The organism is Streptomyces sp. NPDC057302 (genome assembly GCF_042667685.1).
In the GTDB taxonomy this organism is placed as follows: Bacteria; Actinomycetota; Actinomycetes; order Streptomycetales; family Streptomycetaceae; genus Streptomyces.
The window spans coordinates 24,857-34,215 of record NZ_JBHUZJ010000093.1 but is presented as its reverse complement, the minus strand read 5'-3'; the positions used below and the strand labels follow the sequence as shown (position 1 = coordinate 34,215).

General features: G+C 70.5%; 13 protein-coding genes. 12 read left to right on the top strand and 1 reads right to left on the bottom strand.

The annotated features are described in order from the left end of the window. Positions 1 to 50: 50 nt before the first annotated feature. Entirely contained in the window at positions 51 to 431 is a 381-nt protein-coding gene (locus tag ACFUPX_RS38605; protein ID WP_383333385.1) for a SchA/CurD-like domain-containing protein, read from the bottom strand. Between the two features lie 178 nt (positions 432 to 609). Here ACFUPX_RS38605 and ACFUPX_RS38600 point away from each other — a divergent pair, with 178 nt between their 5' ends. From ACFUPX_RS38600 to ACFUPX_RS38545, 12 genes are read left to right on the top strand one after another with little or no spacing between them, the layout of a single operon-like run. After that, the gene (locus ACFUPX_RS38600) at positions 610 to 945 is read left to right on the top strand and encodes a TcmI family type II polyketide cyclase (protein WP_383333383.1); all 336 of its coding nucleotides are present in this window, start codon (positions 610 to 612) and stop codon (positions 943 to 945) included. Continuing rightward, entirely contained in the window at positions 942 to 1,376 is a 435-nt protein-coding gene (locus ACFUPX_RS38595) for a cupin domain-containing protein (protein ID WP_383333381.1), read from the top strand. Before ACFUPX_RS38600 ends, ACFUPX_RS38595 begins: the two co-directional genes overlap by 4 nt. Further along, a complete protein-coding gene (locus ACFUPX_RS38590) occupies positions 1,373 to 2,662 on the top strand; it encodes a beta-ketoacyl-[acyl-carrier-protein] synthase family protein (RefSeq protein WP_383333379.1) in 1,290 nt (429 codons plus the stop codon). Before ACFUPX_RS38595 ends, ACFUPX_RS38590 begins: the two co-directional genes overlap by 4 nt. Then, complete coding sequence (locus ACFUPX_RS38585) at positions 2,659 to 3,885, top strand: ketosynthase chain-length factor (RefSeq protein WP_383333377.1); 1,227 nt, start codon at positions 2,659 to 2,661, stop codon at positions 3,883 to 3,885. The genes ACFUPX_RS38590 and ACFUPX_RS38585 overlap by 4 nt, the downstream gene beginning before the upstream one ends. A gap of 20 nt (positions 3,886 to 3,905) precedes the next feature. Further along, positions 3,906 to 4,370 (top strand): SRPBCC family protein, encoded by a 465-nt coding sequence (locus ACFUPX_RS38580; protein WP_383333375.1) that lies wholly within the window; start codon positions 3,906 to 3,908, stop codon positions 4,368 to 4,370. Between the two features lie 11 nt (positions 4,371 to 4,381). Next, positions 4,382 to 4,837, top strand: coding sequence for a DUF1772 domain-containing protein (locus tag ACFUPX_RS38575; RefSeq protein ID WP_383333373.1), 456 nt, complete (start codon positions 4,382 to 4,384; stop codon positions 4,835 to 4,837). A 51-nt stretch (positions 4,838 to 4,888) separates the two neighbouring features. Then, on the top strand, positions 4,889 to 5,641 hold the full coding sequence (locus ACFUPX_RS38570; RefSeq protein WP_383333371.1) for an SDR family NAD(P)-dependent oxidoreductase: 753 nt from the start codon (positions 4,889 to 4,891) through the stop codon (positions 5,639 to 5,641). Next, the gene (locus ACFUPX_RS38565) at positions 5,641 to 5,961 is read left to right on the top strand and encodes an antibiotic biosynthesis monooxygenase family protein (RefSeq protein ID WP_383333369.1); all 321 of its coding nucleotides are present in this window, start codon (positions 5,641 to 5,643) and stop codon (positions 5,959 to 5,961) included. The genes ACFUPX_RS38570 and ACFUPX_RS38565 overlap by 1 nt, the downstream gene beginning before the upstream one ends. Then, positions 5,951 to 6,262: an antibiotic biosynthesis monooxygenase family protein gene (locus ACFUPX_RS38560; RefSeq protein WP_383333367.1), complete on the top strand. Its 312-nt coding sequence runs from the start codon at positions 5,951 to 5,953 to the stop codon at positions 6,260 to 6,262. Before ACFUPX_RS38565 ends, ACFUPX_RS38560 begins: the two co-directional genes overlap by 11 nt. 34 nt (positions 6,263 to 6,296) lie before the next feature. Further along, the gene (locus ACFUPX_RS38555) at positions 6,297 to 7,160 is read left to right on the top strand and encodes an NAD(P)-dependent oxidoreductase (RefSeq protein ID WP_383333365.1); all 864 of its coding nucleotides are present in this window, start codon (positions 6,297 to 6,299) and stop codon (positions 7,158 to 7,160) included. 38 nt (positions 7,161 to 7,198) lie between these two features. Continuing rightward, positions 7,199 to 8,857, top strand: a complete 1,659-nt coding sequence (locus tag ACFUPX_RS38550; RefSeq protein ID WP_383333363.1) for an FAD-dependent monooxygenase — start codon at positions 7,199 to 7,201, stop codon at positions 8,855 to 8,857. Continuing rightward, a complete protein-coding gene (locus tag ACFUPX_RS38545) occupies positions 8,854 to 9,201 on the top strand; it encodes an antibiotic biosynthesis monooxygenase family protein (RefSeq protein ID WP_383333361.1) in 348 nt (115 codons plus the stop codon). Before ACFUPX_RS38550 ends, ACFUPX_RS38545 begins: the two co-directional genes overlap by 4 nt. Positions 9,202 to 9,359 lie beyond the last annotated feature (158 nt).

Genomic DNA, 9,359 nt, shown 5'->3' with positions numbered 1-9,359 from the left:
CCCCTGGGGGGCCGCCGCTCAGGGCTGTGTGCGCCGCATACGGCGCCGGATCAGGCCGGGGCGGGCAGGTCCCGGGCGGAGATCTGCGCGACGGTGTTGAGCAGGCTGCGCCGGAACGTCGCCACGAACCCCTCGACGGTGTCCGTGTCGCGCGGCCTGCTGAGGTAGGGCTTGAGCTTCTTCTCCACCTCGCGCACGCCGGGCTGCGAGGCCATGTGCCGGGCCACCGCCTCCAGGTCGCCGGTGTACTCGATGACACGCATCAGCGTGTCGTCGCGCAGGAAGACCGCGGTGGCGAGAATCGTGCCCGCCGACTCGCCGGCCTGATCCTTCACCTGGCTGCCCTTGACGCGCTTGAAGTCGCCGAAGATCTCGGTGAGTTCCTTCTCGTATCCGGGCTTGATGTCGTAAGTGATGGCGGCGAAGGCCATACCTGCTCCCTCTGGGGCTCGGGCCGGTCGGTGTCAGGGCAGCACAGCCGACGTGCCTCGCAAGGAGCTCGAATCACCCTGGGCCCGGGCGTTGGAGGCCGATTCGAGTCGGTCTCCAGTTCGCGGTGAGACGTTCCCGTCGAACGCACTCACCGGGCCACCTGGAGGTAGGTAAACCGTGCATCGCACCCTGATCGTCGCCCGGCTGAAGCCGAACAAGACCGATGACATCGGGCAGATCTTCCACGACTCCGACTCGACGGATCTGCCGCACATGATCGGCGTCAGCCGCCGGACCCTCTTTCAGTTCCACGGGCTCTACTTCCACCTGGTCGAGGCCGACGAGGACATCACGCCCAACCTCTACCGGGCCCGCAGCCACCCCCTCTACGACGACATCAACACCCGTCTGACGGAGTGCGTGGAGCCCTACGACCCCAACTGGAAAGAACCGAAAGACGCGATGGCCAACCCCTTCTACATCTGGACCAAGGACGGAGGGCGGATCCAGTGACCACCGCCATCACACGCACGGTGAAAGTCACCACCCAGGAAGTCGAGGCCAACACCAAGCGCGGCGGCGACATCCGCGTCACCCTGAGCCCCAAGACCGTGGGCTGCACCTCGGGATTCGGCGGGGTCATGACCCTGGACCCGGCCGACTTCATCACCGAGCACTACCACCCCTTCTCCGAGGAGTTCCTCCACGTCATCAGCGGAACGCTGGAGATGACGCTGGAGGGCGAGGTCATCGAACTGGGCGCCGGCCAGTCGCTGCTCGTTCCCATCGGCGTGCGCCACCGTCTGGTCAACACCGGCGACACCACCGCCACCTGCGCCTTCCACCTCTCCCCGCTCGCGCCGCGCCCCGAGCTGGGCCACGTGGACACCGAGGTGGCCCAGCGCCCGCACGAGTCCAACCCTGACGTCGGCGGGGCACGGTGACCAGACGGGCCGTCATCACCGGCATCGGAACGGTCGCACCGGGCGGGGTGGGCAGGGAGGCGTTCTGGGACCTGCTGTCGGCCGGCCGCACGGCCACCAGGAGCGTCTCGCTCTTCGACGCGAGCAAGTTCCGCTCGCGGGTGGCGGCGGAGGCGGACTTCGACCCGGTGGCCCAGGGCCTGAGCGAGCGTCAGATCCGGCGGATGGACCGCGCCGCCCAGTTCGCGGTCGTCTCCGCCCGGGAAGCCGCCCAGGACAGCGGCCTGGACTTCTCCTCGCTCGCCCCCGAGCGGCTCGCCGTCAGCATAGGCAGCGCGGTCGGCTGCACGATGGGCCTCGAGCAGGAGTACGTCGTCCTCAGCGACAGCGGCAAGAAGTGGCTCGTCGACCACGAGTACGGCGTCCCCCACCTGTACGGGTACATGGTGCCCAGCACCCTGGCGGCCGAGGTCGCCTGGGAGGTGGGGGCCGAAGGACCGGTGGCGCTGGTCTCCACGGGCTGCACCTCGGGCCTGGACGCCATCGGCCACGCCGTCCAGCTGATCGAGGAGGGAACGGCGGACGTCGCGCTGGCCGGTGCCACCGACGCCCCCATCTCCCCGATCACCCTGGCCTGCTTCGACGCCATCAGGGCCACCACCGCCAACAACGCCGACCCCGAGCACGCCTCGCGCCCCTTCGACGGCGAGCGGGACGGCTTCGTCCTGGCCGAGGGCTCCTCGGTCATGGTCGTCGAGGAACGCGAGGCCGCCCTGGCCCGCGGCGCACGGATCTACGCCGAGATCGTCGGCTTCGCCGGGCGCAGCAACGCCTACCACATGACCGGACTCAAGCCGGAGGGCCGCGAGATGGCCGAGGCCATCAGGGTCGCCCTGGACCAGGCGCGCCTGGACCCGACCGCGGTGGGCTACATCAACGCCCACGGCTCGGGCACCAAGCAGAACGACCGGCACGAGACGGCCGCGTTCAAGCGCAGCCTGGGCCAGCACGCCTACGACATCCCGGTCAGCTCCATCAAGTCCATGGTCGGGCACTCGCTCGGCGCGATCGGCTCCATCGAAGTGGCCGCCTGCGCCCTGGCGCTGGATCGCCAGGTGGTGCCCCCGACGGCGAACCTGACGACCAAGGACCCGCTCTGCGACCTGGACTACGTCCCCATCACCGCCCGGGACCACGCCATGGACGTCGTGCTCAGCGTGGGCAGCGGGTTCGGCGGCTTCCAGACCGCGATGCTGCTCGCCCGGCCGGGCTCGGCCGCGGCCGCGGCAGGAAGGGGCGCAGCATGACCGCGCCAGCACACCGGCCTCCGGTGATCACCGGCCTGGGCATCACCGCACCGACCGGCATCGGCGTCCAGGCCCACTGGTCCGCGGTCCTTGCGGGCAAGTCCGGCATCGGGCCGATCGACCGGTTCGACCCGGCCGGCTACCCGGTACGCCTGGCGGGGCAGGTCCCCGGCTTCGATGCCAAGGCCACCGTACCCAGCAGGCTGATCTCGCAGACCGACCACTGGACGCACCTGGGCCTGGCCGCGGGGGAAGCCGCCCTGGCCGACGCCGCGGTCGACCCGGCCGACCTGCCCGAGTACGAGATGGCGGTGGTGACCTCCTCCTCCTCGGGAGGCACGGAGTTCGGCCAGCAGGAGATGACGGCGCTCTACACCCACGACCCCTCGTGGGTCGGCGCCTACCAGTCCATCGCCTGGTTCTACGCCGCCACCACCGGCCAGCTCTCGATCCGGCACAAGATGCGCGGCCCGTGCGGGGTGCTGGCCTGCGAGCAGGCCGGCGGCCTGGACGCCATCGGACAGGCCCGCCGGCTGACCCGCAAGGGCTCCCGGCTGGTGGTCACCGGCGGCACCGACGCCTCGCTGTGCCCCTACGGCTTCACCGCGCAGCTGTCCACCGGCAACCTCTCCACCGTCCAGGACGCGCACCGCGCCTATGTGCCCTTCGACGCCCAGGCGTCGGGGTACCTGCCCGGCGAGGGCGGCGCCATCCTGGTCCTGGAGAGCGCGCAGTGCGCCCAGGAGCGCGGCGCGGGCGACGGATACGGCAAGGTGCTCGGCTACGCCGCGGGCTTCGACCCGGCCCCGGGATCCCAGCGGCCGCGCGCCCTGCGCCGCACCGCCGAAGCGGCCCTGCGGGACGCCGGGCTGGCCCCGCAGGACATCGACGTGGTGTTCGCCGACGCCTCCGGCATCCCGCGGGACGACCTCGACGAGGCACAAGCCATCACCGCCGTCTTCGGCCCCCGCGCCGTCCCGGTCACCGCGCCCAAGACGCTCACCGGGCGCCTGTACGGCGGCGGCGCCCCGCTCGACGTGGCCACCGCGCTGCTCTCGCTGCGCGAGCAAGTCATCCCGCACACCGTGGGGACCCGGCAGCCCGCACCCGGCATCGAGATCGACCTGGTCACCCAAGCACCCCGGGAACTGCCGCTGCGCCACGCCCTGGTCCTGGCCCGCGGCCACGGCGGATTCACCTCGGCCCTCGTGCTGGGCCGCTGACGACGAAAGGAGCATCACCCATGGCTGGACACACCGACAACGCCATCGTCATCGACGCACCGCTGGACGTGGTGTGGCAGATGACCAACGACGTACCCAACTGGCCCGACCTGTTCAGCGAGTACGCCGCCGCCGAGGTGCTGGAGCAGGACGGCGACACCGTCGTCTTCCGCCTGACCATGCACCCGGACGAGGACGGCAACGTCTGGAGCTGGGTCTCCCGGCGGACCAGCGACCCCAAGACCCGCACGGTGCACGCCGAGCGGGTGGAGACCGGCCCCTTCGACTTCATGAAGATCTACTGGGAGTACACCCAGGAGCCCGGCGGCGGCGTCCGCATGCGCTGGGTCCAGGACTTCCACATGAAGCCCCAGGCCCCGGTCACCGACGAGGGCATGACCGGCCACCTGAACCGCAACACCCTGGTGCAGATGGCGCTCATCAAGGAGAAGGTCGAGTCCGCGGCGCGTCTGACGGCCCACTGAGGAGCGAAACGGTGCTCGTCTACCTGACTCCGCTGCTGCTGCTGCTCAACGGGCTGGCCGCCGGAGTGCTCTTCGGCACCCAGCTCGGCGGCCAGCCCTACCTCGCCTCGCTGCCCACCGACCGCTACGTGCACGCCCACGCGTTCTTCGGGCAGCGCTACGACCCGGCGATGCCCATCTGCCTGGTCGGCACGTTCGTCCTGGACACGGTGCTGGCCATCACGGCGCCCGACGCCGCGGCCCGGGTGCTGTTCGCCGTGGCAGCGCTGCTCGCGGTGACCACGGCCGTGATCTCCGTCGTCAAGAACGTGCCGGTCAACCGGTGGATGCGCACCCTGGACCCGGACGACCTGCCCGCCGACTTCCAAGACCCCCGCAAGACCTGGGGCGCCTGGAACAGCCGGCGCAGTGTGCTGACCATCGCCGCGCTCGTCGCCAACTGCCTGGCGCTCGCCACCCTGCTCTGACCTGTCCCGCCCCACTTCGACTTGCTCTGCACACATACACGGAGGAATTCCATGGACCTCGAACTCCGAGGCAAGAAGGCCCTGGTCACCGGCGGCACGCGCGGTGTCGGCCGGGGCATCGTGCTCGCCCTGGCGCACGCGGGTGTCGACGTCGTCACCTGCTACCAGCGCGAGAGCGACTACGTCACCAGCCTGGAGCGGGAGCTCAAGGAGATCGGCGGCGACCACCATGTGCTGCGCGCCGACCTCTCCCAGCCGCAGGAGATAGCCGCCCTGCTGGAGCGGGTCAAGGAGATCCACAAGAAGATCGACCTCCTGGTCAACAACGCGGGCGCGATCAGCCACATCCCGTACGCGGACCTGCCCCTGGAGGAGTGGACGCGGATCCTGGCGACCAACGTCACCGGCGCCCACCTGGTCATCCAGCACGCGCTGCCGCTGCTGGGCGAGGGCTCCTCCGTGATCAGCATCGGGTCCAAGGCCGTCGAGGCCGGCATCCCGCTGCGCTCCCACTACACCGCCACCAAGGCGGCCCTGGTCGGCCTCAGCCGGTCGCTGGCCAAGGAGTTCGGCCCCCAGGGCATCCGCTTCAACGTGGTGGCGCTCGGTGTCATCGAGACCGAGAACTTCCACGCCCTGCCCGAGGACCAGCGCACCTTGATGACCCAGCGCTACAGCGCCAAGACGGCCCTTGGCCGGCTCGGCCAGCCCGACGAGGTGGCCGGCGCCGTCCTCTGGCTCGCCAGCGACCTCTCGCGCTACGTCACGGGCAACACCATCGGCGTCGACGGAGGCATCTCCTGATGGCCTTCCGTGTGATGCTGCGCCTGGAAGTGGTGCCGGGCAAGGAGAGCGACTTCGAGAAGGCCTGGCACCAGGGCACCGACGCGGTGACCGGACATCCGGCCAACCTGGGCCAGTCGCTCTCCCGCGAGGCCGGCCAGGAGAGCACCTACGTCATCGTCAGCGACTGGGTGGACGAGCCGCAGTTCCGCGCCTTCGAGGAGAGCCCCGCCCACCTCGAACACCGGGCGACCCTGCACCCCTTCCGCAAGGGCGGCTCCTTCCACGTGATGGAGATCCTCACCCACATCGAGGGCAGGGCCGCAGCCGATGCCCGGTGAGGTCCGGGTGCTGGTCTTCCAGGCGGCCCACGACGAGACACAGCTGGCCCAGGTCCGGGCGGCCTACCACCAGGTGAGCGAGCGGCTGGCCCAGGTGCCCGGCATGCTCGGCAACGAGCTGCTGCGCAGCCCCCTGGACGCCAGCGTGCTCGTCGTGATGAGCCGCTGGGAGTCCCTGGCCGCCTTTCAGAAGTGGGAATCGGGCGCGGACCACCGCCAGGACACCGCGCCGCTGCGGCCCTTCAGGGACACACGCACGGCCGCCGGGTTCGCCATCTATGAGGTCGACGCCGCGTACTGAGCGGCTCTGCCCGAGAGAGAAGAGATCCTTATCCATGGACAACCGACAGGTCGCGTTCCTCGGTCTGGGCAACATGGGCGGCGGCATGGCCGGCCGGTTGCTCGACGGCGGATACGAACTCACCCTCTACAACAGGACCGCGAGCAAGGCCGCCGCCCTGACCGAGGCGGGGGCCACACTCGCCCAGGCCCCCGACAAGGCCGCCCGCGGCCACTCGGTGGTCATGCTGAGCCTGAGCGACGAGAAGGTCGTCGAGGACGTGCTGTTCGGCCAGGTGGTGCCGGTGCTGGCCCCCGGCACCCTCATCATCGACACGTCCACCGTGTCACCCGGCTACGCCCAGCAGGCCGCCCGGCGGCTGGCCGACCAGGGCCTGCGCCGGGTGGAGGCCTGCGTCGTGGGCAACCCGCTGCAGGCCCGCACGGGCGAACTGCGGGTGTACGTCGCCGGTGAGAGGGCCGATCTGGAAGAGGTCCGCCCGATCCTGGAGACGATCGGCAACGACGTCGTCCACCTCGGCGCACCCGGCAGCGCCGCCAGCATGAAGCTCATCCTCAACCTGCTGCTGGGCGCCCAGGTCGCCTCGCTGGCCGAAGCCGTCGCCTACGGCACCGCCGCCGGACTCGACCGCGACCAGCTGCTGGGCTCGGTCGCCTCCAGCGGATTCAGCTCGATGGTGATGCGCTTCAGGGCCGAGCTGATGCGCTCACGACGCTACGAGCCGGCCTTCTTCCGCTCCGAGCTGATGGAGAAGGACATCCGCATCTCGATGGAGGCCGCCCAGGCCCACGGCATCGCGATGCCCGTACTGGGCGCCGTCCGCGAGCAGTTCGCCGCGGTCATCGCCGCCGGCGACGGCGACAAGGACGCATCAGTGATCGCCGAGCACCACGCCTAGGACCGCTGGGGACGAAGGGATGTGAGGCTGTGCAGGATATGAGCCTGAGTACGCTCCGCAACACGGACGTGCTGGTGGCCGGCGGGGGACTGGCGGGGTTGACGACCGCCCTGTTCCTTGCCGGGCAAGGAGTCGAGTGCCTGCTGATCGAGGGCGCGCGCGAGCGGCCCAAGCTCCCGCGCATCCTGGGCATCCACCCCAGGGCCATGGAGCTGCTGCGCTCCCTGGGCCTGGAGGAGGAGATCCGCGAACTGCCCACCACCCGGGCGCTCGCCCAGAACTCGGGAATCGTGGTCGCCCAGTCACTGGCGGGCCTCGAACAGGGCGAACTGGGCGAGAAGTACGTGATGGACGTCCGCACGCCGCTCGGCCTGCTCTCACCCACCAGCTGGTGCCTGTGCGACGAGGGCGAACTGGAGGAGCTGCTGAGCGTCAAGGCACAGCAGCTGGGCGTCGTCCTGCGCGGGAGCAGCACCCTCGTCTCCTTCGACCAGGCGGACGGCCACGGCGAAGAAGTGACCGCGGTGGTACGGGACTCGGCCGGCGGCGGCGAGCGGATCATCAAGGCCTGCTACCTCGTCGAGGCCGGCGGCACCGCCGGGGTGGTGCGCGAGGCCCTCTCCATCCCCTTCGACGGCGAAGTCCTGGGCCAGTACGTCACCGTGCGGTTCACCGCCGACCTCCGCTGCGAGCTGGCGGACCGCAAATTCCTGATGTGCTACACCGTCAACCCTGCCCTGCGCGGGGCGCTCATGCCGCTGGACAACGCCAGCCAGTGGCTGCTGCACGTCTCCTACGACCCCCAGCGCCAGCCCCTGGCCTCCTTCACCGAGGAACGGTGCGCGGAACTGGTGCGCGCGGCGACAGGAGTACGCGACCTGCAGCCCACGATCGAAGAGGTCAGCGCCTGGCAGGGGGAGGCCAGGGTCGCCGGCCGGTTCCGGGACGGGCGGGTCTTCCTGGTCGGCGACGCGGCCCATGTGATGCCGCCCAGCGGAGGGTTCGACGCCGGCACCGGCATCATCGACGCCCACAACCTGGCGTGGAAGATCTCGGCCGTACTCAACGGCTGGGCCGGAAACGAACTGCTCGAAAGCTACGACGAGGAGCGCCGCCCCATCTGCGCGGCCACGGTGGAACAGGCCGTGCTGCGGGCCAAGGACCGGCCGCGGCTGCTCGGCACGGACAGCGGGCCGGTCAGCTCCGACCTGGTGGAGGACCCGCTGGTCTGGTTCAACCCCCGCTACCGGTCCTCCGCGCTGACCCCCAGGGACGCGGGAATCTACCCCGGGGACGGGCTGTGGGCGGCGGAGAACGACGGCCGCCCCGGCAGCCGGGCACCGCACCTGCGGCTGCGCCACGGCGGCTCCGAGGTGTCCGTGCACGATCTGTTCGGACACTCGATGGTGCTGCTCACCGGACCCGACAGCGAGCCCTGGAAGAAGGCGGCGCGGGCCGTCGCCGCCGACCTGGGCATGCCCTACTCGGTGTACGCGGTCGGCACCGAGCTGACCGATCTCGACGACCGCTGGCCCGAGCTGTACGGGGTCACCGCGCAAGGCGCCGTCCTGGTGCGCCCCGACGGCATCGTCGCCTGGCGCTGCGCCGACGCACCGATCTTCACCACCAACACACTGCGCGCACTGACGAAGCGGATACTCCGGCTCGACCGGCCGGCCGCGAGAGAGGAAAGATGATGCAGAGCCAGAGCGGCCCGACGCCGGGCGGGCCCTTCCGGGTCATCCTGCGCATGGAGGTCTTCCCCGAGATGGCCGCCGACTTCGAGAAGGTCTGGCTGTCCATCGGCGAGGGCATCGCCCACGAGCCCGCCAACCGTGGGCAGGTCCTGGTCAGATCGACGCAGGAGGAAGGCCTCTACTTCGTCTTCACCGACTGGAGCGACGAGCAGGAGTTCCGCGACTTCGAACTCAGCCACCGCCACACGCTCAACCGCCAGCGGCTCAAGCCCTTCCGCCGCAGCGGCGCCATGGACGTCACCGAAGTGGTCCACCGGCTCGACCGGGTACCCGCCGCGTCCTGAGCACCGGCCCCCGAACCGAACGTCGGGTGTCCCTCGCACGGATCCCCCCTCCGGGGCGAGGCGGCGCCCGGCGTTCGCACGCGCGGGCTCAAGCGATCCTCAAGGGCCACTGCCACATGCTGGACAAAGACGCCTTGACCGACTTTGCCCTGCGCCGG

Excerpts from the sequence above, each read along its gene's own strand:
- ACFUPX_RS38605 (WP_383333385.1), bottom strand. The coding sequence starts at position 431 with ATGGCCTTCGCCGCCATCACTTACGACATCAAGCCCGGATACGAGAAG.
- ACFUPX_RS38585 (WP_383333377.1), top strand. The coding sequence starts at position 2,659 with ATGACCGCGCCAGCACACCGGCCTCCGGTGATCACCGGCCTGGGCATC.
- ACFUPX_RS38580 (WP_383333375.1), top strand. The coding sequence starts at position 3,906 with ATGGCTGGACACACCGACAACGCCATCGTCATCGACGCACCGCTGGAC.
- ACFUPX_RS38570 (WP_383333371.1), top strand. The coding sequence starts at position 4,889 with ATGGACCTCGAACTCCGAGGCAAGAAGGCCCTGGTCACCGGCGGCACG.
- ACFUPX_RS38565 (WP_383333369.1), top strand. The coding sequence starts at position 5,641 with ATGGCCTTCCGTGTGATGCTGCGCCTGGAAGTGGTGCCGGGCAAGGAG.
- ACFUPX_RS38560 (WP_383333367.1), top strand. The coding sequence starts at position 5,951 with ATGCCCGGTGAGGTCCGGGTGCTGGTCTTCCAGGCGGCCCACGACGAG.
- ACFUPX_RS38555 (WP_383333365.1), top strand. The coding sequence starts at position 6,297 with ATGGACAACCGACAGGTCGCGTTCCTCGGTCTGGGCAACATGGGCGGC.
- ACFUPX_RS38550 (WP_383333363.1), top strand. The coding sequence starts at position 7,199 with ATGAGCCTGAGTACGCTCCGCAACACGGACGTGCTGGTGGCCGGCGGG.
- ACFUPX_RS38545 (WP_383333361.1), top strand. The coding sequence starts at position 8,854 with ATGATGCAGAGCCAGAGCGGCCCGACGCCGGGCGGGCCCTTCCGGGTC.